The organism is Priestia sp. Y58 (assembly GCF_029522095.1).
Taxonomy (GTDB): Bacteria; Bacillota; Bacilli; order Bacillales; family Bacillaceae_H; genus Priestia; species Priestia megaterium_E.
Map to the genome: position 1 here is coordinate 279,745 of NZ_JAKWFL010000003.1, position 24,257 is coordinate 304,001.

General features: G+C 39.3%; 23 protein-coding genes and 1 riboswitch. Of the genes, 18 read left to right on the forward strand and 5 right to left on the reverse strand.

Going from position 1 to position 24,257, the window contains the following annotated elements:
* Position 1: 1 nt before the first annotated feature.
* The 5 genes from MMB68_RS11470 (at position 2) to MMB68_RS11490 (ending at position 6,435) form a co-directional block, all read left to right on the forward strand.
* Positions 2-1,870: a PTS fructose transporter subunit IIABC gene (locus MMB68_RS11470; protein ID WP_277447873.1), complete on the forward strand. Its 1,869-nt coding sequence runs from the start codon at positions 2-4 to the stop codon at positions 1,868-1,870.
* A gap of 197 nt (positions 1,871-2,067) precedes the next feature.
* Entirely contained in the window at positions 2,068-3,450 is a 1,383-nt protein-coding gene (locus tag MMB68_RS11475) for an aspartate kinase (protein WP_221782909.1), read from the forward strand.
* 116 nt (positions 3,451-3,566) lie between these two features.
* Positions 3,567-4,052: a YusW family protein gene (locus MMB68_RS11480; protein ID WP_014460317.1), complete on the forward strand. Its 486-nt coding sequence runs from the start codon at positions 3,567-3,569 to the stop codon at positions 4,050-4,052.
* Positions 4,053-4,240: 188 nt separating this feature from the next.
* Positions 4,241-4,831 (forward strand): superoxide dismutase family protein, encoded by a 591-nt coding sequence (locus MMB68_RS11485; RefSeq protein WP_221782911.1) that lies wholly within the window; start codon positions 4,241-4,243, stop codon positions 4,829-4,831.
* Positions 4,832-4,947: 116 nt separating this feature from the next.
* Positions 4,948-6,435: an FAD-dependent oxidoreductase gene (locus MMB68_RS11490; RefSeq protein ID WP_221782912.1), complete on the forward strand. Its 1,488-nt coding sequence runs from the start codon at positions 4,948-4,950 to the stop codon at positions 6,433-6,435.
* A gap of 73 nt (positions 6,436-6,508) precedes the next feature.
* Here the strand turns inward: MMB68_RS11490 and MMB68_RS11495 are convergent, their stop codons facing one another.
* Positions 6,509-7,744, reverse strand: coding sequence for a helix-turn-helix domain-containing protein (locus MMB68_RS11495; RefSeq protein WP_221782914.1), 1,236 nt, complete (start codon positions 7,742-7,744; stop codon positions 6,509-6,511).
* A gap of 308 nt (positions 7,745-8,052) precedes the next feature.
* Between MMB68_RS11495 and MMB68_RS11500 the strand changes: the two genes are divergently transcribed.
* The 3 genes from MMB68_RS11500 to MMB68_RS11510 are packed head-to-tail and all read left to right on the forward strand — an operon-like array spanning position 8,053 to position 10,561.
* Positions 8,053-8,832 carry an SDR family NAD(P)-dependent oxidoreductase gene (locus tag MMB68_RS11500; protein WP_277548858.1) on the forward strand — a complete coding sequence of 260 codons (780 nt, stop codon included), beginning with the start codon at positions 8,053-8,055 and terminating at the stop codon, positions 8,830-8,832.
* Positions 8,833-8,844: 12 nt separating this feature from the next.
* Positions 8,845-9,147, forward strand: a complete 303-nt coding sequence (locus MMB68_RS11505; RefSeq protein WP_029715041.1) for an ArsR/SmtB family transcription factor — start codon at positions 8,845-8,847, stop codon at positions 9,145-9,147.
* 13 nt (positions 9,148-9,160) lie between these two features.
* Positions 9,161-10,561 carry an aldehyde dehydrogenase gene (locus MMB68_RS11510; RefSeq protein WP_221782918.1) on the forward strand — a complete coding sequence of 467 codons (1,401 nt, stop codon included), beginning with the start codon at positions 9,161-9,163 and terminating at the stop codon, positions 10,559-10,561.
* A gap of 28 nt (positions 10,562-10,589) precedes the next feature.
* Here MMB68_RS11510 and tenA read toward each other — a convergent pair whose 3' ends face one another.
* The gene (gene tenA, locus MMB68_RS11515; RefSeq protein WP_013056845.1) at positions 10,590-11,279 is read right to left on the reverse strand and encodes a thiaminase II; all 690 of its coding nucleotides are present in this window, start codon (positions 11,277-11,279) and stop codon (positions 10,590-10,592) included.
* Positions 11,280-11,375: 96 nt separating this feature from the next.
* Positions 11,376-11,474, reverse strand: a riboswitch (TPP riboswitch).
* A gap of 226 nt (positions 11,475-11,700) precedes the next feature.
* Between tenA and MMB68_RS11520 the strand changes: the two genes are divergently transcribed.
* The 3 genes from MMB68_RS11520 to MMB68_RS11530 all read left to right on the forward strand — a co-directional run bounded on the left by MMB68_RS11520 (position 11,701) and on the right by MMB68_RS11530 (position 14,443).
* Positions 11,701-12,447 carry a TspO/MBR family protein gene (locus tag MMB68_RS11520; protein ID WP_264409105.1) on the forward strand — a complete coding sequence of 249 codons (747 nt, stop codon included), beginning with the start codon at positions 11,701-11,703 and terminating at the stop codon, positions 12,445-12,447.
* Between the two features lie 302 nt (positions 12,448-12,749).
* Positions 12,750-12,932, forward strand: a complete 183-nt coding sequence (locus MMB68_RS11525) for a hypothetical protein (protein WP_221782922.1) — start codon at positions 12,750-12,752, stop codon at positions 12,930-12,932.
* A 176-nt stretch (positions 12,933-13,108) separates the two neighbouring features.
* On the forward strand, positions 13,109-14,443 hold the full coding sequence (locus MMB68_RS11530; RefSeq protein WP_221782924.1) for a sodium-dependent transporter: 1,335 nt from the start codon (positions 13,109-13,111) through the stop codon (positions 14,441-14,443).
* 31 nt (positions 14,444-14,474) lie between these two features.
* Here MMB68_RS11530 and MMB68_RS11535 read toward each other — a convergent pair whose 3' ends face one another.
* Positions 14,475-15,050, reverse strand: a complete 576-nt coding sequence (locus MMB68_RS11535; RefSeq protein WP_221782926.1) for a cell wall hydrolase — start codon at positions 15,048-15,050, stop codon at positions 14,475-14,477.
* A 250-nt stretch (positions 15,051-15,300) separates the two neighbouring features.
* Here MMB68_RS11535 and MMB68_RS11540 point away from each other — a divergent pair, with 250 nt between their 5' ends.
* From MMB68_RS11540 to MMB68_RS11560, 5 genes are all read left to right on the forward strand, one after another.
* Entirely contained in the window at positions 15,301-16,332 is a 1,032-nt protein-coding gene (locus tag MMB68_RS11540; protein ID WP_029321510.1) for a LacI family DNA-binding transcriptional regulator, read from the forward strand.
* Between the two features lie 89 nt (positions 16,333-16,421).
* Positions 16,422-17,147 (forward strand): ThuA domain-containing protein, encoded by a 726-nt coding sequence (locus MMB68_RS11545; protein ID WP_277548859.1) that lies wholly within the window; start codon positions 16,422-16,424, stop codon positions 17,145-17,147.
* A gap of 32 nt (positions 17,148-17,179) precedes the next feature.
* On the forward strand, positions 17,180-18,205 hold the full coding sequence (locus tag MMB68_RS11550; RefSeq protein ID WP_016763946.1) for a Gfo/Idh/MocA family protein: 1,026 nt from the start codon (positions 17,180-17,182) through the stop codon (positions 18,203-18,205).
* Between the two features lie 12 nt (positions 18,206-18,217).
* Positions 18,218-19,222 (forward strand): Gfo/Idh/MocA family protein, encoded by a 1,005-nt coding sequence (locus MMB68_RS11555; RefSeq protein ID WP_033578852.1) that lies wholly within the window; start codon positions 18,218-18,220, stop codon positions 19,220-19,222.
* Between the two features lies 1 nt (position 19,223).
* Positions 19,224-20,192: a sugar phosphate isomerase/epimerase family protein gene (locus MMB68_RS11560; protein ID WP_221782930.1), complete on the forward strand. Its 969-nt coding sequence runs from the start codon at positions 19,224-19,226 to the stop codon at positions 20,190-20,192.
* 68 nt (positions 20,193-20,260) lie between these two features.
* On the opposite strand, the gene MMB68_RS11565 is transcribed toward MMB68_RS11560, so the two are convergent.
* Positions 20,261-20,869 carry a DNA-3-methyladenine glycosylase gene (locus MMB68_RS11565; RefSeq protein ID WP_221782932.1) on the reverse strand — a complete coding sequence of 203 codons (609 nt, stop codon included), beginning with the start codon at positions 20,867-20,869 and terminating at the stop codon, positions 20,261-20,263.
* 462 nt (positions 20,870-21,331) lie between these two features.
* On the opposite strand from MMB68_RS11565, the gene MMB68_RS11570 reads away from it, so the two are divergent.
* Complete coding sequence (locus MMB68_RS11570) at positions 21,332-22,831, forward strand: UDP-N-acetylmuramoyl-L-alanyl-D-glutamate--2,6-diaminopimelate ligase (RefSeq protein ID WP_221782934.1); 1,500 nt, start codon at positions 21,332-21,334, stop codon at positions 22,829-22,831.
* A gap of 97 nt (positions 22,832-22,928) precedes the next feature.
* Here the strand turns inward: MMB68_RS11570 and MMB68_RS11575 are convergent, their stop codons facing one another.
* Positions 22,929-23,435 carry a hypothetical protein gene (locus tag MMB68_RS11575; protein ID WP_013082979.1) on the reverse strand — a complete coding sequence of 169 codons (507 nt, stop codon included), beginning with the start codon at positions 23,433-23,435 and terminating at the stop codon, positions 22,929-22,931.
* A 169-nt stretch (positions 23,436-23,604) separates the two neighbouring features.
* On the opposite strand from MMB68_RS11575, the gene MMB68_RS11580 reads away from it, so the two are divergent.
* Complete coding sequence (locus MMB68_RS11580) at positions 23,605-24,069, forward strand: GNAT family N-acetyltransferase (RefSeq protein ID WP_221782935.1); 465 nt, start codon at positions 23,605-23,607, stop codon at positions 24,067-24,069.
* Positions 24,070-24,257 lie beyond the last annotated feature (188 nt).

The window sequence follows — 24,257 nt, forward strand, 5'->3', positions numbered from 1 at the left end:
AATGAGAATTACAGAACTATTAAAAAAAGATACAATCATTCTTGATTTAAAAAGCAAGTCAAAAGCTGATGTTATTGATGAGTTAGTTGGAAAATTAGATGAAGCTGGTCGCTTAAGCGACCGAGCTGGCTATAAAGAAGCAATTTTAAACCGTGAATCTCAAAGCACAACGGGAATTGGGGAAGGCATTGCTATTCCACATGCAAAAACAAGCTCGGTAAAAACACCGGCCATTGCATTTGGACGCTCAACAGAAGGTATTGATTATGAATCATTAGACGGACAGCCTGCACACCTATTCTTCATGATTGCAGCGAGTGAAGGAGCGAATAATGCTCACTTAGAAACACTATCTCGTTTGTCTACGTTATTAATGGACGAATCGTTCCGAAAAACGTTGCTAACAGCATCATCAATTGATGAAGTCATCAAAGCAATTGATGATAAAGAAACTGAAAATGAAGCGCCGGAAGAGGAAGTAGATACAGCTTCAGATCAATTAGTGCTTGCTGTAACGGCTTGCCCAACGGGAATTGCCCACACATATATGGCAGCGGACAGCTTAAAAGCAAAAGCGAAAGACATGAATGTCACGCTCAAAGTTGAAACAAACGGTTCCAGCGGTGTTAAAAATGCGTTGACGAAGGAAGAAATTGAAAACGCTACCGCTATTATCGTTGCAGCTGACAAGCAAGTAGAAATGGAACGTTTTGCAGGTAAAAAAGTCATTCAAGTTCCAGTAGCTGAAGGAATTCGCAAGCCGGAAGAATTAATTAACCGCGCGTTAAAAGGAGACGCTCCTGTATACAGCGGCGGTGGCAGCAAAGAAGGCGGAGAAAGTAAAGGATCAGAGCGTACAGGGTTTTACAAGCACCTAATGAGCGGTGTATCCGCAATGCTTCCGTTTGTTGTAGGGGGCGGGATCTTAATTGCCATTTCATTTATGTTTGGCATTCACTCAGCAGAGCCGAAAGATCCAACGTACAATGCATTTGCAGCGGCGCTAAAAACAATTGGCGGAGATAATGCATTCTTCTTACTAGTACCAGTACTAGCAGGGTTCATTGCAATGAGTATTGCTGATCGTCCTGGTTTAGCTCCCGGTATGGTTGCAGGTCTTTTAGCAGCTTCTGGTGGAGGTGGTTTCTTAGGTGGTTTAATCGCTGGTTTCTTAGCGGGTTATGTAGTAGTGGGATTAAAGAAATTATTCAGCGGTTTACCGCAAGCGCTTGATGGAATTAAGCCAGTTCTTCTCTATCCGCTATTTGGGATTTTTATCTCAGGATTGATTATGCTTTATGTTGTAAATGAACCAGTTAGTGCAATTAACAAAGGATTAACGCACTGGTTAAGTGGATTTGGTACAGGTAACTTAGTATTATTGGGTATTATCTTAGGTGGTATGATGGCTATTGATATGGGTGGTCCTATTAATAAGGCAGCCTTTACATTTGGTATTGCAATGATTGATGCTGGAAACTATGCACCACACGCAGCGATTATGGCAGGCGGTATGGTTCCACCATTAGGTATGGCTATTGCGACAACTTTGTTCAAAAACAAATTTACTCGCCAAGAGCGTGAAACAGGTAAAACGTGTTATGTAATGGGTCTTTCATTTATTACAGAAGGTGCGATTCCATTCGCAGCAGCTGACCCAGGCCGTGTTATTCCCGCATCGGTTATCGGTGCTGCAGTAGCAGGTGCTTTAACAATGATGTTCCACATCGGTTTACCAGCACCACACGGCGGCGTATTCGTTATCGGAATTGTACAAGGAAATCCTCTTTTATATGCACTAGCAATTTTAATTGGTGCAATTGTAACAGCGGTCCTTGTAGGTGTATTAAAAAAGCCAAAAGCAGAATAACAAAAAAAGACTGATTTTACACGATGTAAAATCAGTCTTTTTTTGTGTTTTTGTGGTAGACATTTGTTCTTTATGAGAGTACAATTACGTTAGTATTCCTTTAATTTTTAGAAAAGTTAGATAGATAAGCTTTTCTACTTGATAAAATATGGTACAATAATCGAATATTAAAAACAAAGTAAGGAAGTGTCTCAAACATGAAGGTTGCGAAGTTTGGCGGGAGTTCAGTTGCAAGCGCAGAGAAATTTAAACAGGTTGCGCATATTGTAACGTCTGATAAAGAGAGAAAGCTGGTAGTTGTATCAGCTCCGGGTAAGCGATACGGAGAAGATACAAAAATGACAGATTTGCTAATCGCACTTTCTGCCAAAATACAGCTTGGAGAAGATTACGTCGATGAGTTTGGGCAAGTAATTGATCGCTATCGTGAAATCGTTGTGGACTTGTCTATGCCAGAAACGATTATTACTGACATTATTACGAATTTACAATCACTTATTGATTTACATAAAAACGATCCATTTCGCTTATTAGACTGTCTAAAAGCAAGTGGAGAAGATAATAACGCAAAGGTAATGGCTGCTTATCTAAACCATTTAGGTTTTGAAGCTCATTATGTAAATCCAAAAGAAGCAGGTATTTTTGTTTCTGATGAACCCGGAAGAGCAAGAGTGCTTCCACTGTCTTATGAAAAATTACCGCAGCTAAGAGAGCGTTCAGGCATTTTGGTGATTCCAGGATTCTTTGGCTACTCTGAAGAAGGGAACATGGTTACTTTCTCGCGCGGTGGGTCAGATATCACAGGCTCAATTGTAGCAGCGGGAGTAAAAGCTGATTTGTATGAAAACTTTACCGACGTAGATGCTATTTATAGTGTAGATCCAAGACTTGTGGAAAAGCCTCATGAAATGAAAGAAGTAACATACAGAGAAATGCGTGAACTATCCTATGGAGGTTTTTCTGTCTTTCATGATGAAGCGCTAGAGCCGGTTTATAAACTAGGCATTCCTGTTTGTGTAAAGAATACAAATAATCCGGAAGCAAAGGGGACATTCATTGTAGCTGAGCGTCCTCACGGAGATACGCCGGTGGTTGGAATTGCTGGGGACAAAGGTTTTTGCAACATCCACGTGAGCAAATACTTATTAAACCGTGAAATTGGTTTTGGTAGAAGATTGCTTGAAATTTTAGAGGATGAAGGTATTTCATACGAACATACCCCTTCAGGAATTGATAATATCTCTGTCATCATGCGCGAGCATCAGCTTACGCCAGATGTGGAAAAACGTGTATTTGCTCGAATTGAAAAAGAACTTGAAGTAGATGAAATCTTTATTGAACGTGATCTTGCTATGGTTATGGTAGTAGGAGAAGGAATGAATAGCACAGTAGGAATTGCTGCAAAAGCTACAGAAGCTTTTGCTCGTGCTGAAGTGAATCTTGAAATGATCAACCAAGGTTCTTCTGAGGTAAGCATGATGTTTGGTGTGAAAGCAGACGCTTTAGACCGTGCTGTTCAAGCTCTTTACAATACGTATTTTAACAGCATGTACAGTATTTCTTATTCGAATGTAAAATAAACAAGACGAAAAACCCCGCTTTCTTTTTAGAGAGCGGGGTTTTCTAGTGAAGGCGTATAAAAATTAAATTTGTGGACATAAAGGGAAGGAAGAGTGAAGTCAAAGGAGGAAATACAGTGAAGAAAAGACCCTTTTTCATATTCTTTTCCCTTATAGGTATGAGCGTACTTTCAGCTTGCCACAATGATGATGCGGCACCGGCGAGAGAAGCTCAAAATAAACAAGGCGTGACGAATGGCGGAACGCCGATGAGCTATGATAATCAAAGTGAAAACACGTCTTTTAACTTTTCAAAATTTGATTTAGAAGTGGACTACAAGGGACTTAATAATGATTATGAAGCCGACTATGAAAACGAAAATGATGAGATAGAAGCCAAAGTGGATGATAATATTAACGATGAGCACTTGAACGGAGACAAAGCTTTTAATAAATTATCTTCAAAATTTAAAAAGTTAAATTTTGATCAGCGCACCCCCGATGAAGATGTAAAAAAGGAAGTAATCGATGCGTTTGGTCTAAAAAAAGATTTTCAGTCGTTTGAATTAGAAGTTCGTTTTTCAAACGGAACGGAAAAAGAATACAACTTTAAACAAAAGTAAGACGTTAAAGCAAAGTATTTTAGTTGAAAGAAAATCCGAACGATGAATCGAGGTTCTTCATTAAGAATCCAACTCGTTTGGATTTTTTCATTGGTAAGGTGAACGTATGTCTCAATCTTATTTTTGATGTCTAAAAAAAGGAAAATAGTGAAAGGATGGTGATAAATAAGAAAAAGGAGGAATCACGGATGCAAAAGTTGATAATGAACGGATGTGTAGTCTTTATCTTATTACTGCTGGGAGCATGCAGCATGGTAAAAGAGCAAAATAACGCTCATGAAAACCACTTGGAAACAGAGGAAGCGAAAGAAACAAGCGAAGTATCGGTAGAACCTATTAAAGTGGATTTAACAAATACGTCAGGCAAAAGAGTAGGAGAGGCTACCCTGTCAGAAGCAAAGAACGGCGTGCACATTAAATTAACTGCTCAAGGTCTTTCACCGGGAAGACATGGATTTCATATTCATGAAATAGGAAAATGTGAGGTGCCGGATTTTAAAACAGCGGGTGCCCATTTTAATCCTTTTAAACGTGAACACGGCTTTAAAAATACAAAAGGCCCGCATGCAGGTGATTTGCCCAATCTAGAAGTTGCTCCAAATGGGAAAGTAGATACAGAAATTTTTGCTTCTCTTGTCACGCTGCAAGAAGGAAAGCCGAATTCTCTTTTGGATATGGATGGATCAGCATTAGTGATACATGATAAAGTCGACGATTACACAACGGATCCTTCAGGAAACTCAGGAGATCGGATTGTTTGTGGAGTGATTACAAAATAGGCCAAAAAGCTGTGAAATCATTCACGGCTTTTTTATTTCAGTAACGAGCCGCTTCTAAATTGCGGTGAGCTTCTTTTTTTTGCACAATAGAAGAAAGAACTAAAGAAGGTGAAAACATGCATAAGCAAGTTGTCGTAATAGGCGGAGGAATAGGTGGGTTAACAGCGGGAGCGCTTTTAGCTAAACATGACTATGAAGTGACGGTTTTAGAAGCTTCTCGAGAATGGGGAGGCTGTGCAGGGAAATTTCAGCGCCATTTGTATACGTTTCCTGTTGGAGCGACGCTTGGAATGGGATTTGAGCACGGAGGGATACATGAGCGAATCGGCACGTACCTTGGCCTAGAAATTGAAAAGGTTTCTCTTGAGAAAATCATGAAAGTTCATCTTCCTCATCGTACACTGATTTATTATCAAGACCGGTATCAGCATATTTCCTATCTTCAAAAACAATTTCCTCATAAAGCAAAAAATATTAGGAGCTTTTATGAAAATGTGTTTAGAATGGCAAAAGAAATTCGCAAGCTTATGCAGTCTCTGCCGGTTCTTCCTCCTCTGACAGTAGGTGAGTGGAGCAGGCTGGTAAGTTCGTTGAATTTTGGTTCTGTGAAGCTGTTGCCTTATTTTTATCAATCGTTTAGTTATTTACTAAAAAAACACAGCTTGTTAGACGAAGCGGACTTTCTTCATTTTGTTGATGGTCAATTAATAGACAGCATGCAGACAACGAGTGAGAACTGTTCAATGCTTATTGGATGTTTAGCGTTGGATATTTATCACGAAGGAGCTTTTTATGTGAATGGCGGCTTATACAAAGTCGCAGAAGCGCTGCAAAAATCGATTAAAGCCAACGGAGGAAAAACGACTCTAGGAAGGAAAGTAGTAAAGATAGAGCGTGATAATGACGGGTGGATCGTGCATGATCATAGAGGTAACCGTTACCGTGCATCAGACGTTGTATGCAACGCCCCGGTTCAAAGCTTAAAGTCTTTGCTGCATGATGAAGATTACCAACATATTCATAAGCGGGCAAAAGAAAAAAGCGAGCTTCCGCAGTGGGGAACGTTTTCGATGTATTTTGCCATTGATGAAAGAGATCTGCCGCAAAAGGTAGAGTTGTTTCAGCAAGTACTTCAATCCGAACAAGGGGAAATGACAGAAGGAAATCATTTATTTATCTCAGTCTCTCATCCTGATGATCGTTTTCGAGCGCCTGAAGGCAAGCGTACAATTACAGCGTCTACTCACATTGATCTTAGCAAGTGGAGTAATAAAGAAGCCTATGACCTTCAAAAACAAGTTCTTGAGAAAAAAATGGTAGCAGGCATTAAAACCATTATTCCTAGCATTGAAAAAGCAGAGCATCAAATTTCGGGAGCTCCTAAAGCATGGGAAAGGTTCACTTCTCGCCCAAACGGCGGAGTGGGAGGCTTTCCGCAAACGTTAGATCATGCCTTGTTCAACAGTATTTCGCATCGATCTGGCTTACAAGGACTGTGGTTATGCGGAGATACAGTGTTTCCAGGAGCGGGAACTATAGGCGTATCGGTAAGCGGCTATCATGTGTTTCAAAGTATAACGTCTCACCGCCATACGTTACCTTAACATTTCTTACATACAAACTACTATTGTTCATACCATTAAAAACACCGGCCCCATTACCATAGGGCCGGTGTTTTCAGGAGAGAAACAGCTTCCACCACTTCCGTTTTCGCTTCATATCAGCAGCCGCGGTTTGTCTAAAGGTTTGGACAAAATCACTAAACATCTCTTCGCGTTCAGCTACGCTTTGACGATGAAGCTTACGTTCTTTCTCCATTTCTTTTAAATAATAGACTCGTTCCTCATTCATTGAATCAATTAAATCACGAAGCTCTTCTGTCGTATTAGTTGAAGAATTATTTAATTTTTCAACCATAAATTTTACTTGATTCATCGCAACGGTGGAGTTGCTTGAGAATCGGTCTAATAAATACTGCATTTCTTTAGAGGATTCATCTGCATTCTCCATGACATCTTTCATGAACAGGCGCATATCCTCAGTTTTCTCTTCAGCGATTGTTGAATAATCTTCAATCAAAGAAGTGACTTCATCAAACGATTTTTCGTTAGAACGGATAATTTTTTTAGACATATTTTCTACATCTCTTGCGCTGCGTTCTGAAGACTCAGAAATGTATGCCCCGACCGACTCCACCATTTCTACAGTTTGGGTAGCACTTTTTTCAAGCTCTCTTTTTACTTCTCCGACAATTTCTTCGCGAACTTCATTTCGCATACCTTCTCGCATTTCTTTTAACAAATCAGCTTTAAATGTATCAAGTACCTCAAACACATCTTCATAGCGGCGAACAGCTTCTACTAATTCCCCTTGAAGCAGTTCTTTTTCATTCACAACAAGGTCGTTTGGTTTTGGCTCTTCAATAGAAGCAGAAATAGCCTGCTTTTCTTCTTCAGTAGCTAATCGTGCTTCAGGTATAGGAGAGGTCTTCTCTTGCTTGTTTTCTGAAATGCTTTCCTGCTTTTCGGCAGCCTTTTTCTTTTCTTGCTTCATTTGTTTATTGGAATGTTCTTGAAAATCAATGACGTTTTCTTTTTTAGCTGTTGTTTTCAACTGTGGCGGTTCTTCTTCTTTTGAAACCGCTGCCTCTGATTCCATCACTAAATGTTCCTGCTCTTCTTGTTCCTTTATCAGCAGCTGAACATATTCTTTGACTTCATCTAACGTACATTGTTCATCAAACAGCTGTTTAATATCATTAAATAATTCAATTTGTTCCTCTGTATAGACACGGGCCCCATCTACTCGTTCAATTGTTAAATAGCTGCCCAATAATTTTTCCCATTGTTTTAGCGTTTTCTTCTCTACCTCTAATTGATCACTTACTTTTTTAATTGTATATGTCTCCATCATTTTTCATTTCCTCCCTTATCTATTTTCATCCAACTATGTAATGGATTATTTGTTGTATGTTGTATTCACCATATCTTCACTTGTTTTCCTGCTAGGTGACAAAGGTTGTCAAAACTAGACGACATTAGCCTTCTATGTAAAGAAAACGCATATTTTGTAAAAAAATGTACAGAAATACGCAAATGGAAAAAAAGGAAAACATAAAAGAAAAGAAGAGTATAGAAAACAGTTGACGGGAAAAAATGAATCCTATAAGATAAGTTTAAATGTTTAAGTTCTTGAACATATAAACATAAGGAGTGAACACTATGTCACAGCATTATGCGCTCATCACCGGTGCGTCCGGAGGAATAGGTGAAGAGTTAGCTTATCAATTCGCAAAGGATGGGTATCCTGTAATTTTAGTTGCCAGAAGCGCTGATAAACTAACAGCGATTGGAGAGAATTTAAAATCTACTTATAATATTGACGTGATAACGTTTATTAAGGATTTATCAAGAGAAGAAGAGATACAGTCACTATATGAAGAACTTAAAAATAAAAAAATGCACGTTGACTATTTAGTGAATAATGCTGGTTTTGGACTATACGGCAAATTTATTGAAACAGCTTTAGACGACGAGTTAAACATGATTGACTTAAATATCCGATCATTAACTCATTTAACAAAATTATTTTTACCGGATATGGTTAGACGAAATCACGGTAAAATTTTAAACATTGCGTCCGTTGCTGCATTTATGCCGGGTCCGCTTATGACGGTGTATTATGCAACAAAAGCGTACGTATTGTCTTTCACAGAGGCCCTTGAAAATGAATTAAAAGGTACCAATGTAACGGTAAGCGCTCTATGCCCGGGTCCAACTAAAACTGGTTTTAGCGACCGCGCCCAGCTAAGCAACTCCAAGCTTTTTCAAAGCGGTGCAATGGATGTAGAAACAGTTGTTAAAGTTGGCTATAAAAAATTTATGAAAGGGCAGACGGTTATCGTACCAGGAGTGCAGTTTCGTCTCGCCACGTTCATCCCGCGCTTTGTACCAAGAAAGTGGCTTACATCCGTTGTCCGAAGAACACAAGAAATTAAATAAAGGGGAATCTATATGAGTGAAAAAGCAGTCGAGTTATTTCGTGCCAGCATTCCTATTTTTCAGGCGCTAAGTGATTCAGCAAGACAAGATATTATTTTGCTGCTCGCCGAAAAAGAGCCTTTAACCGTAAATGAAATTGCAAATGAGTCTACGCTATCAAGACCGGCAATTTCTCATCATTTAAAAATTTTACGCGATCAAAAGCTTGTGCAAATTGAGCAAAAAGGGACGCAGAGATATTATTCACTAGCTTTAAGTGAGGCAGTTGAGCTATTAAAAAGCTTGCTTGCTACAGTTGAAGCCGAATGTTTATAGGGAGATGAAAGTGATGAACCACGAGCGATTTTATATCACAGATGAAACGGTCATTGAACATATTGTCTCTACACAAAAGCAGTATTTCTATGCGCAAAAGACAAAGAGTATCAACAGCCGTATTCAAGCGCTGAATAAGCTAAGAGACGCAGTCAAACAAAACGAGCAGAGAATTATGGATGCTTTAAAACAAGATTTAAATAAATCTGAAGTAGAGGCCTACACGTCGGAAATTGGGATTTTACTAGAGGAAATTCGATTTACGCTTAAACATCTAGCAAAATGGATGAAGCCTAAAAAAGTAAAAACCGCTTTAACACATGTGGGCTCTAAAGGGAAAATTGTTCCTGAACCGTATGGAGTCGCGTTAATTATTGCTCCGTGGAACTATCCGTTTCAATTAGCACTGTCTCCTTTAGTAGGAGCGATTGCGGCTGGAAACACGGCAATTATAAAACCTTCTGAATTAACGCCTAGCGTATCTCGCGTTATACAAGAATTACTGGCTGAAGCTTTTGACCCAGCATTTGTGACGGTGGTTGAAGGGGCTGTAGATACGACAAGTCTGCTTTTAAAACAGCCCCTTGATTATATTTTCTTTACGGGAAGTGTAAATGTAGGGAAAATTATTATGCAAGAAGCAGGGAAGCAGCTTATTCCCGTCACGCTTGAGCTAGGCGGAAAAAGTCCGTGCATTGTACATGAAGACGCAAACCTAGATCTTGCAGCGAAGCGAATTATGTTTGGGAAAGGGATGAATGCAGGCCAAACGTGCGTTGCTCCTGATTATTTGCTTGTGCATAAAAAGGTAAAAGCGCAGCTTGTAGAAAAACTTCGCAAAGCAATTTCTCAATTTTACGGTAACAATCCGCTTGAAAGCGACCGCTACGGCCGTATTGTCAGTGAGCGCCATTTTACTCGGCTAGTTGAGTTTTTAAAAGACGGAAATGCTATAGTTGGAGGCGGGTACAATAAAAACACGCTAACAATAGAACCTACGTTGTTAAGTGAAGTAAGCTGGACATCAGATGTTATGCAAGAAGAAATCTTTGGGCCTATTCTTCCTATGATTGAATATGAAACACTAGACGAAGTCATTCATAAAGTTCAAGAAAAAGCTAAGCCGTTAGCTCTTTACTTATTTACAGAAAGTGAAGATGTGCAAAACGTCATAACGGAGCGCCTTTCATTTGGAGGAGGCTGTATAAACGATACGCTTATGCATATCGCTACGCCATATTTGCCGTTTGGCGGAGTAGGAGAGAGCGGCACGGGTCAATATCATGGAAAAGACAGCTTCCGGACATTTTCTCATTTTAAAAGCATGCTGTCTCAAACAACCAAGTTTGATTTGTCATTCCGCTATCCTTCGGAAAAACAAAGCTTGAAAATGATCAAAAAATTACTGAAATAAAAAAGCCTCCTGACAGGAGGCTTTTTCGTTATTTTGAAAGTGAAAGCTGAGAAAGCGGCCATTTTTCTTGGGTATATGCCATTTCCCAAAATAAATACTCCAGTTCACAGCTTTTGATGAAGTGGTCTTTCATACGGTTACGTTCTTCTTCAGTCGCTTGTTCGGCGAGTTCATCAAGCTTGTTACAAAACCATTGTGTTGTGCCATTCATTTCTTCATTATTATAAAACTGAATCCATTCATAAAAAGGGTGAGAAGGAGATGGATTTACTTGTTCTGTAATGCGCTGGCCAATTTCAACGTACGTCCATGGGCATGGAAGAAGCACTGCAATGATTTCCGCTAAGCTACCTGTGTGCGCAACACTTGTCATATGGTTAATGTAGTGGCTAGCCGTCGGTGAAAGCGTCTCAGTGTGAAGATCTTCATAACGTACGCCTGCTACTTCACAAAAATTATTGTGAGGGTGTACTTCACTATGTAATACCGTAGAAATGCCGGCATTAAAGGCTTCCATTTCAGTACGCGTGCGGCATTTTGTTAAAGCAGCGCCGTAAATGCGAACAAATGCTGTTAAGTATTCGTAGTCTTGAGAAACGTAGTGAATCAGCGCTTCTTTTGGCACGTTTCCTTCAGCAATTCCTTTAATAAAAGGATGGTTAAAAATGGCTTCGTAAATATAGTTTGCTTCTTGTCTTAATTGAGATGAAAATGACATCAAAATCCTCCTTTAATATGAGGAAGTCACAAACAAGCACATAAAGGAAATAAAAAACACTCCGTTTATAAACGGAGTGGCAAAGGACAGTAAAAAAACTGAACATTGCCACTTTCCTACGCTGGTATGAGCCAGATCAGGTTCAAAGGGATCAAGAAAACTTGTCTCAGCCGGTGGGCACCCCTAGTGGACTTCCTATTAATCTATGTTTAACTTACCATATATTCTGAAAAATAGAAAGAGTTATAGGAAAATGTGCGCTAACCGTTTTTATTTTTTAAAGAGGAAATTTCTTAAAGCTATTTTTAATCATTTTTGTTTAAAAATGCATATTTTTAGGGAAGAAGAGGTATTAATGAAGGGAAGAGCCGTTTTCGTCTCCGAAACATTCCCATATAAATAGAAGAAAGGAGAGAACAAAATGGCGAAATTTCGTTTGTATGCTATATTAAATGCAGTAGGCTTGGCTATTACACTGCTTGTGAATTATTTAGCAAATGCCATTCCAATAGGAGGCAAAACAACGGGGGAAGCTTCTGCGCAAGTTCCTACCTTGTTTACACCAGCGGGCTATGCCTTTGCTATCTGGGGCGTTATTTATTTGTTATTAACCATTTGGGTTATACGCCAATTTTTTGCAAGAGAAGATCAAAAGGAAATATATGCACGTATCGGCATTTGGTTTTTTCTAAACTGTTTGTTAAATAGTGCGTGGATCTTTATTTTCCAAAACGATTACTATAAGTTATCCCTTTTAGTTATGCTCTTTATTTTAGGCACATTAATGATTGTGTATTCCATTATTCAGCATTCTCGGATGACGACATGGTTTATGCGTCTGCCGATTTCGCTTTATATTGGATGGATTTCTGTTGCGACTATTGTCAATGTGTTTGTTGTATTTCAAGCAAATGGAATACAGCACTTGCTTGGCCTGAGCGAGTTAGCATGGACGGTTATTATGCTGCTGGTAGGAGCTGTGCTAGGCATTATGTTTACATTAAAAAACCGAGACGCTGTTTATCCGCTTGTTTTTATTTGGGCTTATATTGCCATTGCAGTGAAGCAAAGTGGAAATCAGCCAATTGTCATTACTGTCATCATTTCGGTTGTTTTACTAGCAATTGCCATTATTGTGGGACTGATTAAACGCTATAGACGCTTTTAAAAAGAAGCTCTAGCTTTTGTAAGCTAGAGCTTTTTATGATGCTCTTTTGATTGTAAAAAAGCAGCTGTAAAAGCAATTAAGCTAATTAAAATACCAAAAGGAACAACAATTGGTACGAATGATAAAATAAATGTCATAAGTATAACCTCCATGTTGCATCGGTGTATAATGAAAAATTCAACTTTTTTAAATTGAAGTTCCGCTATTATAGTATGCTAGGCTTTATGTTTGGAGCCTATATGTTTAGAAATAAACGAAAAAGGCAACATACGTTACATACAGGTTATATAGGAGGAGTTAAAATGGAAACATATTTAGTCGCTTACACAGATAAAGATGATATGGAATATAAACAAGTGACGTGCGAGAGTTATGAAGATGCAGAGCGTACGGTCCTTCGTTTAGAGAGAGAAGGGCATATGCATATTGAAGAAATTTCAACTCAAGAAGCCTACCGTGGAGATGAATCATCGTACAGAGAATAAATTTTGAATAGAAATACCAACCTTAAAATGAAGAAGCAGCTGCTTCTTCATTTTTTCTATTCTATATAGATATCGTTTTATAGAAAAAAGTAAAACGGGAATGATTTTCTTCTGCATTTATGGTACAGTACTAATCAGGTGAGTTTTGAGTTTAGAAGAGGAGAGAGTAACATTATATGAGTAAAGGAAATCAGTGGTCTTCACGCCTCGGTTTTATTTTAGCATCTGCTGGGGCAGCAATTGGTCTAGGAGCGATATGGAAGTTTCCATACGTAACGGGAACCAGTGGCGGTGGAGCATTTTTTGCGTTGTTTATTTTATTTACGATTTTTATTGGATTGCCGCTTCTGTTGGCAGAATTTATCATTGGAAGACATACGGGAAAAGAAGCGATTAGTGCTTATAAGGCAATTGCTCCAAAATCCGCTTGGGTATGGATTGGCAGGCTCGGAGTACTCAGCTGTGTCGTTTTGCTTTCCTTTTACAGCGTCGTTGGCGGCTGGGTGATTTTATATACGATTATGAGCATAACCGGTATGCTAAGCGGAAAAGAGTACGGCCCGTTGTTCAATGCCGTCATTAGCCAACCTTATGTGGTATTAGGTGCACAGGCGCTGTTTTTATTAATTACAGTGTTTGTTATTTCAAAAGGCGTACAAAAAGGAATAGAGCGTGCTAATAAATACATGATGCCGCTGTTATTTATCTGTTTTATCATTATCGTGGTGCGTTCTTTAACATTAGACGGAGCAATGGACGGAGTAAAGTTCTTTTTAAAACCGGATTTTTCAGCCATTACAGGGTCATCTGTTCTCTATGCGCTCGGTCAGTCGTTTTTCTCGCTTTGCGTGGGATTATCCTGCATGGTGACATATAGCTCTTATTTAGGGAAAAAAGTAAGCTTGACGCGTTCAGCTGGCACTATTGCTATTTTGAACTTGTTTGTTTCGCTGCTGGCGGGCTTGGCTATTTTTCCAGCCGTTTTTTCGTTTGGATTAAAGCCAACTGAAGGACCTGGACTTTTGTTTGTGGTCTTGCCAACAGTATTTGAGAAAATGCCGTTTGGTACCGTCTTTTTAGCACTGTTTTTAATTTTATTTCTATTTGCTACGCTTACGTCTGCTTTTTCACTGCTGGAAATTATCGTAGCTGCTTTAACCAAAGACGATCAGACAAAACGAACTCGCTACGCTTCTTTATCAGGGATTCTTGTGTTTGTGGTAGGTATCCCATCAGCACTTTCGTTTGGTGTACTAAAACATGTCTCACTTTTTGGCAGAAGTATATTTGACGTAGCTGACTTTTTTGTGAGCAACTTAATGCTGCCTCTTGGAAGTCTAGCCATTGCGATTTTTGTGACATTTAAAATGAAAAAAGAAGCCGTGTATGAAGAGTTTATTTCAGGAAGTACAAAAGGTGCTAAATTATTCAACGCATGGTTCTTTCTAGTTAAATACGTATTGCCTATTATTATTATAGCTGTTCTATTAAGCTTACTTGTTGCATATTAAAAAAAAGCACTCATCTGAGTGCTTTTTTTGTTTATTTTGCAAAAACGTGATTTCCGATTGTAGTCGTAACCTGTTTTTGACGAAGCCATTGGTCGCTTGTTTTATCTGGATTAAAGAAGAATAACGAACCTTTTCCTTGACCTCTAAAAGCTAGTGCTTCATTTACAGCTTTTTTTGCTTCAGCATCCGCTGCTTTATTAATTTCACCGTTTTGTACAGGTGTAAACTGTGTACCTTGATAAATCACATCATGAATAGAGTCTGGGAAAGAATCGCTATCCACGCGGTTTAAGACAACTGTTGCTACAGCCACTTTGCCAGCGTAAGGTTCGCCTTTTGCTTCCGCTTGTACAAGGCGAGCTAACAATTCTTTATCACTTTCGCTAATAGAGTTAGGGATTGTTAATGTTTCATTTGCATTAATAGAGTCGGTAGATTTGTGATTTGCTTCTTTTAACTGTTCAACCGTAACGCCGTATTCAGCGCCAATCTTGTAAAGAGTCTCTCCGGCTTTTACGCGATGGGTTGTTTCAGCGGCATTTGCCCCGTGACTTATGCCGAACATAGGAACTGCCAGTGCTCCAATAATTGCTAGTTTCTTAAACATAAAGTAAGTACCTCCTGAAATCCTTTTGAACGCCCCTTTTATCACGGATCGGTGCGTGCTGTGCACCGAACTTTATATGTACGTTTCAAAGATTAACAGGTGTCAATACATCTTGTCACTGCTTAAAACATACCAATCTAGGAAGAAATTATAATAGTTAACAGATAATTTGAAAAATACGTTGACTGATAATAAAGGAGTGAATTATAATGAACGAGTAAATAGTTAACCGTTTAACTGGAGAGATTTTATGGGAGAAAAGATAACGATTCGTGATGTAGCAAAGCATGCAGGGGTGTCTGCAGCTTCAGTATCTTACGTCTTAAACGGAATTAACAAAGTATCCGATGAAACAAAAGAGCGAATTTTAACAGCGGTAAAAGAATTAAACTACGAACCAAATTTAACCGCCGTTAGTCTTTCGAAACAAAAGTCAAATATGATTGGCGTTATGTTCCCGCTTACAGATGATTCACTTTCTACTATATTTAAAGATAACCATTATTACAGTGAAATGATTAGTGGAATTGAATATGTAATCCGCAAGCATGGTTATGATCTAGTCATATCTGGAGCGAGTAGCCCAGCTGATTGCTTAAAATGGATTCGAACGAGAAATATTGATGGTCTTCTGTTTTTAGGAGCCTTCCCGCATCGATTGTATGAGAAAATGAAAGCGTTATCGAATCCGATTGTGCTAGTAGATACATACGAAAGGTACGAACGTGATTATCATCATATTTCTGTAGACGATGAGTATGGAGGATATCTAGCTACAACACATTTAGTGAATTTGGGTCACAAAGAAATTGCCTTTGTTGCGCATCACCTCGTCAATAGTCCAGTGGATAAAAAGAGGTATATAGGCTACGAGAAAGCATTAAAAGAAGCGGGCATTACACCATCAAAGACGTTTGTTTTTGAAGTGAACGAAAGTTCGTTTGATAACGGTTACAATTTAGGGAACAAGCTGCTGCAAGATCATAAGGATATTCGGGCGGTTTTTGCATCCTCTGATACGCTGGCGCTTGGAATTATGAAAGCACTGCAAGAAAAGGGGAAAAAAATTCCGCAGGACTACTCAATCGTAGGGTTCGATGACATAACGTTTAGTAGCTATGCATCTCCAAGTCTAACAACCATTCGTCAAGATGTATTTAACAAAGGAGTCGTCGCCGCGACGTCTGTTATTCAAGCAATTGAACACCGTTTCAGCACGCTGCAGCATGTGAAGTTATCGGTTGAACTTATTATTCGAGATTCGACTGCTAAGCGCGGGTGAATCACAGTAAGTTAACCGGTTAACCAAAGTTTAGCATTTATGAAAAAAGGGGATATAAGTTAGCATTCACAAAAAAAGGGGATATGAAAATGATTAATGTTACAGTATGGAATGAAAATCGTCATGAACAGAAAAATCCGGTTGTAAGAGAAATTTACCCTGAAGGCATTCACGGTGCCATCGCTTCTTTTTTAGAAGAAGGAGGGTTTCGTACGCATACCGCAACATTAGACGAAGTAGAACACGGGTTGACTGAAGAAGTATTAAATCAAACGGATGTTTTAGTATGGTGGGGTCATTTAGCACATGACGAAGTGAAAGATGAGATCGTTGAGAAAGTAAAGCAGCGCGTGCTAGACGGTATGGGGCTTATTGTCTTACACTCAGGTCACTTTTCTAAAATTTTTAAAACGTTAATGGGCACAAGCTGCGACTTAAAATGGCGTGAAGCAGATGAAAAAGAGCGCTTGTGGGTAGTAGAACCGAGTCATCCGATTGTGAAAGGTATTGGTGAATTTATCGAGCTTGAGCGTGAAGAAATGTATGGAGAGCACTTTGATATTCCAGCACCTGATGAACTGATTTTCACGAGCTGGTTTGAAGGCGGAGAAATTTTCAGAAGCGGCTGCGCGTACAAACGCGGAAACGGAAAAGTATTTTATTTCAGACCTGGACATGAAACATATCCAACATACCATAACAAAGACATTCAGCGTGTCATTATGAATGCTATTAAATGGGCGAAGCCAGCAGAGAGAAAACGTCCTGTTTACGGCAATGCGCAACCGCTTGAATCAATCGCTGTTAAAAACTAATTAATAATGCTTAAGCAAAGGGGATAGGAAAGATGGCAAAAGTAAAAATTGGCGTTATTGGGTGCGGAAGCATTGCGCAACACCGTCACTTACCAGAATATAAGATGAATGAACAAGTAGAATTAGTAGCAGTTTGCGATATAAACACAGAACGTGCAAACAGCGTAGCGCAGCAGTACGGTGTAAAAGCTTACACAAACTACGAAGAACTTTTAGCAAGCGGTACAGTGGAAGCAGTGAGCGTATGTACGCCCAATTATCTTCATGCGCCTATTTCGGTGGCAGCGTTAAACAGCGGAGTTCATGTCCTGTGTGAAAAGCCGATGGCAACATCAGAAGAAGAAGCGAAAGCAATGATTGAAGCAGCAAAAACAAACGGTAAAAAACTAATGATCGGACATAATCAGCGCTTTGTAGCTTCTCATCAAAAAGCTCGTGAACTTATTGAAAAAGGGGAAATCGGTAAAATTTACAGTTTCCGTACGGCTTTTGGCCACGGTGGCCCTGAAGGTTGGAGCGTGGACGGAAAAGACAGCTGGTTCTTCAAAAAAGACGAAGCGTTTATTGGTGCTATGGGGGATTTAGGCGTTCATAAAACCGATATGCTCCGCTACATATTGAATGAAGAAATTGTAGAAGTCGGTGCATTTGTAGAAAGCAATGCAAAAGACTTTGCAAATGTAGACGACAATGCTGTGTGCGTATTAAAAACGGAAAGCGGGATTATCGGGACGCTTGCGGCAAGCTGGGCTTACAATGGAAAAGAAGATAACTCCACGATTGTTTACGGAGAGAAAGGGATTCTTCGTTTGGAGGACGATCCGACGTATTCATTAGTTGCACAATATGCAACGGGTGAAGTGGTGAACTATGAATTAGGAAAAATTCAGTCGAACGATGAAGGCGGACAAAGTAATTCTCACGTCATTGAGCAATTTGTAGATGCAGTTGCAGAAGATAAAGAATCTCCTGTTCCTGGTGAAGAAGGATTAAAATCACTTGCTGTTATTTTAGCAGCTTTAAAATCAAGTCAAACGAAACAAATTACGCGCGTGTAAGAGGTGAAAAACGTGAGAATTGGCATAATCGGAGCAGGAGGGATTGCTGTAAGCAGGCATATCCCGGCATTCAAACAACTGGGTGATGAATGTGTGATTTGGGGGCTTAGCGATATTAACAGTGAAAGAGCCACAGAGGTAGCCAATGAGCATAATATCCCTCACGTATTTGTTGATTACAAAGATATGTTTAAAGAAGTGGATGCTGTATGTATTTGTACACCGAATAAATTTCACGCCGAGTTTGCAGTAGAAGCGCTAAAAGCAGGCGTTCACGTCCTATGTGAAAAGCCAATGGCGATGTCTAAAGAGCAAGGTGAAGAAATGCTTGCTGCTGCTAGAGAATCAGGTAAGCAGTTAGCGATTGCGTATCATTACCGATTCATGAAAGAAGCACAGGCTGCGAAAAAAATGATGACAGAGGTAGGGCGCCCATTAGTTGCACGTGTCAGAGCAATGCGTCGCCGAAAGGTTCCCGGTTGGGGGGTATTTACGAACAAAGATCTTCAAGGAGGAGGCAGCTTAATTGATTACGGCTGCCATTTGCTTGATTTAACGCTTTGGCTGATGGGAAACCCAAAGCATACTGAAGTACTGGGAAGTACATATAATGACCTGAGTAAAACGCCTAACCAATTAAATCAATGGGGAGCATTTGATCATGAAACATTCGGCGTGGATGATCATGTAACGGCCTATATTAAATTTGAAAATGGAGCGTCGCTTCTTTTAGAAACTTCTTGGGCAGCTAATATCGAAGATGATGAAGAGCACGTAAGCATATCAGGGGTAGAGGGCGGTTTAAGCGTGTTTCCGTTTGAACTATACACGTCTAAAAACGGTATGCTCATGAACAGTACGTCACCTTGGATAGATGGAGAAGATGATTACAGCCTAAGTCAGGCTAAAAATTTCGTTGAAGCGTGTAAAGGAAATGCTGAATTAGTGGTAAAGCCACAAGAAGCGCTTCAAGTCTCAGCTATTATTGACGAAATATATCGCACAGGGGGAAATTAAAATGAAACTTGGAGTATTCACGGTCTTATTTGCGGATCTTTCTTTTGAAAAGATGTTAGATAAAGTAAAAGCAGCAGGTCTTCATGCTATTGAAATCGGAACGGGGGGCTATCCGGGAAACAGTCATTGTCCGTTAGATGAGCTGCTTGAAGATGAACAAAAAAGAGAAGCCTATATGAAGCAGATAAAAGACCGCGGACTTACAATCAGTGCATTTAGCTGCCACGGCAATCCTATTTCGCCTGAGGCAAGTTTTGCAAAAGAATCTGACGAAACGCTTCGCAAGACCATCCAACTAGCATCACTAGTAGGTGTTCCAGTGGTTAACTGCTTCTCTGGAACAGCAGGAGATCACGAAGAAGCGAAGTACCCAAACTGGCCTGTTACTCCTTGGCCTAACGAGTATGGAGACGTATTGAATTGGCAGTGGGAAAATAAGCTTGTTCCTTATTGGAAAGAAATTGGAGAACTAGCGGAGGAGCATAATGTAAAAATTGGTTTAGAACTTCACGGTGGATTTTTAGTTCATACTCCGTATACGCTGCTAAAGCTTCGAGAAAAAACAAGTCCAGCGATTGGCGCTAACCTTGATCCAAGTCATTTATGGTGGCAAGGAATTGATCCGGTAGGAGCTATTAAAATTTTAGCAAAAGAAAATGCCATTCATCATTTCCATGCAAAGGATACGTACTTGGACCAGGATAATATTAACATGTACGGCCTGACGGATATGCAGCCATACGGAGAAGTCCAAACGCGTGCATGGACGTTTAGATCCGTAGGATGTGGACATGATGTAAAAGAGTGGTCTGATATGATGAGTGCACTTCGCACATACGGATACGATTATGTAGTCAGCATTGAGCATGAAGATCCAATCATGTCGATTGAAGAAGGATTTAAACGCGCGGTTACAAACTTACAAAGTGTATTAATTGAAGAAACTCCCTCACAAATGTGGTGGGCGTAAGCAAAAAGAAGCATCTCTAAAAAGAGGTGCTTCTTTTATTTTCGTTAATAAATCAATTCGCCTTTTGTTCACCTGAATTTCGATACAAACGGGTGATTGGTAACCCAAAAGCGCCAAGGGTAATCCTTCGCTTCACCAGAATTATCAATGCCAACGCGAGGTCCGGCGGAAATCTCTGAAGGAGTGAAGCCACGAGCAATATAAAGAGGAGGGCTGGTTAAATCATGACCGTACAAATCCATTGAAACCCCTAGTGCTTTTGTTAGTTTCCCAGGACCGTTTGTCCAATTTATTTCATTTTCCATCCCTCGACGTCTATTTTTCATCAAATTTTTTCCACTAAATGGCTCAATAGCTCGAATGAGGACGCCTTCTGGACAATCGATGTCGTTGCTTACAACATTGAGTAAACAATGTGTATGCATTGTATGCGTATAGGCATGACCAGGAGGACCGAACATTACCTCCGTTCTTTTTGTGCGCCGATTATTAAAGCTATGAGCTGCTCGGTCGAAAGGCCCTTTATAAGCCTCAGTTTCTACAATAAAACCAGATGCAGTTCCTTCTGCCGTTTCGTGAACAAGAAGACATCCTAACAGCGACTGAGCTAATTCAAGTGTAGGCTGTTGATAAAATAAAAGAGGAAGTGGTTCAATCGCTAAAAGAGAACGCGTCATTTGCTGTAGTCCATCCTTTCAAAACAGAGTCATTCACGCTGTTATGCGCATCTTTTATTATGATGTTTTCTTTGTGATTTTGCAAAGGAAGGCACTGATTAATACAGTAATCTTTCTTACCCCACGTTCAAGTATTTATCATGATTCAACTTACTCTATGAAATTATTTTATTTTAAAGAATGGTTTCGTTTTGCACGTATAGGGGGAATATTTTACTACAATACTTCGCTTTTGCTTCTAGTATGATATACACAGTTCATCCATATTTTACATACTTTTAGTTTTAAAAAATAGTGATCCGTCTTTTCTTTATTTTCGTTCTACACATGAAAGCAAAATAAAAAGATTGAATTGTAGAAAGTTCTTTATAAATGGAAATAAAGAAAAAATATCTTTCAAAGAGTATTTAAGGGATTTTAGAACATATTAAAAATAAAATTTATACACTGTGAGGAATAGCTATGAACATCCACTTTGATACATTAATGAACTTATCAATTAAACATATTTTTGGGCCTGCATCTCAAACGATCAACCGTCTAACATATCATTCAAAGCAGGTTCACGACGGATCAGTATTTTTTAGTATAAAAGGTGAAAATGAAGATGGACATCAATATATTAAAGAAGCTATAGCTAGAGGAGCCGTAGCAGTCTTTGGGACAAGCATTGAGGAGCTGCGTCTTTTGAGCATTCAGTATTCTCACTGTACGTTTTTAGCTGTTGACGACGTTCGCAAAGTAATGGCTTCTTTTTCTAAAATGTATTTTGATTATACGGATGAAAAAATTGAGACAATTGGCGTTACAGGTACAAATGGTAAAACAACCGTGGCAGCTTACGTAAGGTCGCTTTTAACCCTTTTAAAATTGCCGACAGGATCGATTGGCACGACCGGCATTTGGTCATCAAAGAAGAAGTTAGTTTATAAAAAAAGTACGCCTACAACACCTGAATCGGTAGACTTGCATAAAATTTTTTATGATTTGTATACAAAAGGCGATGAAGCGGCGGTGATGGAAGTATCTTCAATTGCGATTGATCAGCAGCGAGTAGAAAATATTTATTTTGATGTAGCCATTCACACAAATCTTTCAGAAGAGCACTTAGAGTATCATAAAACGTTTGAGCACTATAAAAAATGCAAGATGAAATTATTTCAGCAGGCAAAACATGCTGTTATTAATATAGATGATCAGGACATGGGTAAAGACTTAAGCAGGCTATTTGAAGGACCTAAAGTCACGTATAGCTTATTAAATAATGCGGAGGCAACTCTGCAAGCAAAAAACATTACTGTCAAAGAAGGGGGCTCTTTCTTTGATTTACTGTATAAAGGACAGTCATACAAAGTAGCAGTGCCTGTATATGGCGATTACAACATTGCTAACGTGCTAGCCGCCATTGGTACAGCTCTTCACTTTGAATACCACATTGAGGATATTATTAGTGTGCTTCCTCAATTGGAAAGTCCAGAAGGGCGTTTTCAAGTGATAGAAGGTCCTAATAACCAAAAAGTGATTTTAGACTATGCCCATACGCCTGTTGCCCTTACGCGTTTAGTAGAAGAAGTAAAAAAGATGGAGTATAACCAGCTAATTGTCATGATTGCAGGAATCGGCATTCGAGATTTTAATAAAATGCCTAAAATGGCGCGTGCCATTGAAGGAAAAGCCGATGAAATTATCGTAACGGTTGATCATCCAGGTCATCATGATCCGAACGTAATTGTAGATCAAGTGATGACAGGTTTTTCAAATCCAAGCGCAAGTAATATTCACTGCGCCCCTACTCGAACAGAAGGGGTATTAAAGTCGCTTTCTTTAGGAAAGCCGAATGATATTATTTTACTTACAAGCGGCTGTATTAACGGCGCTCAGCTTGTAAAAGGAAACGAAATTCCGCATTCCGATGAAGAAATTATTGCCTCTTACTATGCATCGTTAAGCAATATTTCCTAATACTCTTCTTCATTTATCGAACGAACGTGTAGAAATTGAAACGGCATACGAAAGAAGGTCTCTTACTATTTTTAGAGACCTTCTTTTTGTATCAAAATTATAGGCTGTTTTCTCGCTGTGTTTTTGGTTCTTCAATTTTTACATCATGTTCTTTAGCCAGCTTTTTAATAGCTGCATTGTAATCGCGTATGCCTTTTCGTGCTTCATCAAGCATAGCGTTTGCCTCAGCAATAAGGTTGCGGTCCTGCTTTTCTAAAGCGCTGACAATTTTAATGAAAGCATTATACTGGGTATTTGCAGCCTTTATATAGCCTTCATGAACCTTTCGAAGATCGTCGGTTTCTACATCGATGTTTTCCAGTTCATCAACAAATTTACGATAGGTAGGAATGACTTCACTCGTCATCGTATCATACATCACCGCGTCACTTGTGTAGTTAGCGCCTGTAACAGAATCGTATGCGTCAATCGCTTCTTTTTCAAGCTGAGCAGCTTTTTTTAAATCTTGATTGTTATAGTCGATTAAATCATCTTGAACAGGATCACTAAAGCAGGCGGATAATAAAAACAAAAGAGGGACAAGACAAAATAAAACCTTCTTCAATGAATTTCACCTCCGTTTAACAATGTATGAAACATCTGCTTGGCAAAGTCGGTTTTAATAACTGAGAAAAAGAAGGGAGTGTATAAAAGGATTTTTAAAGGTTGACAGTGAATTTATTCATAAGTCGGTTTGTGGTTGACCACCCTTTAGTAGCAGGAAGGAAGAGAAGATGATTAAAATAAAAAGAGACCAATTAACAAACAATGAAGTTATTGAACTAGTAAGTTCTCACCTTCAAGGAATGAACTTACATTCACCTCCTGAAAGTATTCATGCTCTAAATATTGAAAGCTTAAAACACCGTGATATTACGTTTTGGAGCGTGTGGGAAGACAGCCAGCTAGCAGGGTGCGGGGCTATAAAAGAGCTAGATGAGCATCACGGAGAAATTAAATCGATGCGAACGGCCACGGCTCATTTGCGAAAAGGAATTGCTAAAGAGCTGCTGCAGTACATAATAAATGAAGCAAAAAAACGAGGGTACCGACGCTTAAGCTTAGAAACAGGATCCGCACCCGCTTTTGAACCGGCTAGAAAGCTATACGCCAGTTTTGGATTTTACGAGTGTGAACCATTTTCTACCTATAAAGAAGATCCATACAGTGTATTTATGACAAAGAAATTGAATGATTGATTAAAAGAGGCTGGAACAAAAGTATTTTAGTCAAAGAAGATCCGAACGATGAATCAAAATTCTTGATAAAGAATCCAGCTCGTTCGGATTTTTTATGGTGATGGTGAACGCAGCTTTCATATATGTAGTGGCTTCTAGCGCTTGATTTAGCTATGTCTCAACCTCTTTGTTTTTTGTTTTGTCATAAT

Coding starts and splice junctions, on each gene's coding strand:
- MMB68_RS11470 (WP_277447873.1), top strand. CDS start 2: ATGAGAATTACAGAACTATTAAAAAAAGATACAATCATTCTTGATTTA.
- MMB68_RS11475 (WP_221782909.1), top strand. CDS start 2,068: ATGAAGGTTGCGAAGTTTGGCGGGAGTTCAGTTGCAAGCGCAGAGAAA.
- MMB68_RS11485 (WP_221782911.1), top strand. CDS start 4,241: ATGCAAAAGTTGATAATGAACGGATGTGTAGTCTTTATCTTATTACTG.
- MMB68_RS11490 (WP_221782912.1), top strand. CDS start 4,948: ATGCATAAGCAAGTTGTCGTAATAGGCGGAGGAATAGGTGGGTTAACA.
- MMB68_RS11495 (WP_221782914.1), bottom strand. CDS start 7,744: ATGATGGAGACATATACAATTAAAAAAGTAAGTGATCAATTAGAGGTA.
- MMB68_RS11500 (WP_277548858.1), top strand. CDS start 8,053: ATGTCACAGCATTATGCGCTCATCACCGGTGCGTCCGGAGGAATAGGT.
- MMB68_RS11505 (WP_029715041.1), top strand. CDS start 8,845: ATGAGTGAAAAAGCAGTCGAGTTATTTCGTGCCAGCATTCCTATTTTT.
- MMB68_RS11510 (WP_221782918.1), top strand. CDS start 9,161: ATGAACCACGAGCGATTTTATATCACAGATGAAACGGTCATTGAACAT.
- tenA (WP_013056845.1), bottom strand. CDS start 11,279: ATGTCATTTTCATCTCAATTAAGACAAGAAGCAAACTATATTTACGAA.
- MMB68_RS11520 (WP_264409105.1), top strand. CDS start 11,701: ATGGCGAAATTTCGTTTGTATGCTATATTAAATGCAGTAGGCTTGGCT.
- MMB68_RS11525 (WP_221782922.1), top strand. CDS start 12,750: ATGGAAACATATTTAGTCGCTTACACAGATAAAGATGATATGGAATAT.
- MMB68_RS11530 (WP_221782924.1), top strand. CDS start 13,109: ATGAGTAAAGGAAATCAGTGGTCTTCACGCCTCGGTTTTATTTTAGCA.
- MMB68_RS11535 (WP_221782926.1), bottom strand. CDS start 15,050: ATGTTTAAGAAACTAGCAATTATTGGAGCACTGGCAGTTCCTATGTTC.
- MMB68_RS11540 (WP_029321510.1), top strand. CDS start 15,301: ATGGGAGAAAAGATAACGATTCGTGATGTAGCAAAGCATGCAGGGGTG.
- MMB68_RS11545 (WP_277548859.1), top strand. CDS start 16,422: ATGATTAATGTTACAGTATGGAATGAAAATCGTCATGAACAGAAAAAT.
- MMB68_RS11550 (WP_016763946.1), top strand. CDS start 17,180: ATGGCAAAAGTAAAAATTGGCGTTATTGGGTGCGGAAGCATTGCGCAA.
- MMB68_RS11560 (WP_221782930.1), top strand. CDS start 19,224: ATGAAACTTGGAGTATTCACGGTCTTATTTGCGGATCTTTCTTTTGAA.
- MMB68_RS11565 (WP_221782932.1), bottom strand. CDS start 20,869: ATGACGCGTTCTCTTTTAGCGATTGAACCACTTCCTCTTTTATTTTAT.
- MMB68_RS11570 (WP_221782934.1), top strand. CDS start 21,332: ATGAACATCCACTTTGATACATTAATGAACTTATCAATTAAACATATT.
- MMB68_RS11580 (WP_221782935.1), top strand. CDS start 23,605: ATGATTAAAATAAAAAGAGACCAATTAACAAACAATGAAGTTATTGAA.